Origin of the sequence: uncultured Campylobacter sp. (genome assembly GCF_938045535.1) — a bacterium.
Classification (GTDB): Bacteria; Campylobacterota; Campylobacteria; order Campylobacterales; family Campylobacteraceae; genus Campylobacter_B.
In genome coordinates this window covers 1-1339 of the sequence record NZ_CALIMQ010000186.1, presented here as the reverse complement: position 1 = coordinate 1339, position 1339 = coordinate 1, and the positions used below count along the sequence as shown (strand labels likewise).

1 protein-coding gene is annotated in these 1339 nt (G+C 52.9%); it reads right to left on the bottom strand.

The features are described 5' to 3' along the window. Positions 1-83: 83 nt before the first annotated feature. Complete coding sequence (metK, locus tag Q0095_RS05795) at positions 84-1283, bottom strand: methionine adenosyltransferase (RefSeq protein WP_297882215.1); 1200 nt, start codon at positions 1281-1283, stop codon at positions 84-86. Between the last annotated feature and the right edge of the window lie 56 nt (positions 1284-1339).

Sequence of the window (1339 nt, the reverse complement as noted above, 5' to 3'; positions counted from 1 at the left end):
CGTAGGAATATTGAGCTAGGCTCGCTGCTGCAAGCCTAGCGAATGTCGTAAGCTAAAAAGGCGCTATTGCAAAGCGCAAAATTTTATTTCAAAGCCTTAAAAAGCTCCACGCTATCGAGCTGCTCCCACGGGTATTCGTCGTTTCCGACCTGTCCGCGTGCGGCGACGTCGGCGTAGAGAAAGCTTCCTTTACCGGGGCGATCAAGGCCGAATTTATCGATGATCCAGCGCGGAGTGAGCGGGAATTTTTCAAGCACGAAAGCGGACAACTCATCGTCGCTCGCCGCACCTAAATTCGTCCCCATACAATCGACGCTGACGCTGATGGGCTTTGCGACGCCGATCGCGTAGCTGAGCTGGACGATGCATTTTTTCGCAAGCCCCGCCGCGACGATGTTTTTGGCGATATAGCGCGCCGCATAAAGCCCGCTGCGATCGACCTTGGTGTAGTCCTTGCTACTTTGAGCGCCGCCGCCGATCGGGCTGTAGCCGCCGAAGCTATCGACGATTAGTTTGCGCCCCGTTAGGCCGCTGTCGTGAAGCGAGCTGTGATTTACGTAGCGACCGGTCGGGTTGATGTAGATGATCGTTTTGCTTTTGTCGTAAAGCTCCTTCGGAAGCCCCGCCGAATCGATCAAATTTCCGATCAGATCTCGGACGCGCTCGATACTCATACTCTCGACGCATGGCGCTGAAACCACGATCGTATGGATGCTTTGCGGCTTGCACTCCTCGAAATTGCTCTTCGTGCCGTAATCGACGCTAACCTGCGTCTTAATATCGACGCCAAGCTCGTTGGGATGGGATTTTGCGTAGGCATAAACGTGATCGCAAAGAAGCCTCGCGTAGGTGATCGCCGCCGGCATAAAATTTTTCGTTTCGCAGCTTGCGAAGCCGAACATTATGCCCTGATCCCCCGCTCCGATCTCACCACCCTCTTGATCGACGCCTTGGTTGATGTCGGGGCTTTGCTGGTTTAAAAATACGTCCACTTGCAGATCCTGCGGATGCAGGCACTGCGCGCGTGTGAAATGAGGGTTGTCGTTGTAACCGATCTCGCTAAGCGCGCCCTTTACGATGTGGCGGTAATCGTCGTGGGTAAAATCGATCTTGGCGTTTACTTCGCCGCCGATTACTACGTGTTTGCCCGCGATGAAAACCTCCGCCGCGACGCGCCCGTTGGGATCTTGTTTTAAAATTTCATCCACGATGCTGTCCGCGATGATATCAGCGCATTTATCCGGATGCCCTGGGCTTACTACTTCGCTTGTGAAAAGATACATATCTGCTCCTGATTAAAATTTCGGGGGCATTTTATCTAACGAGATTTTAAGATTAA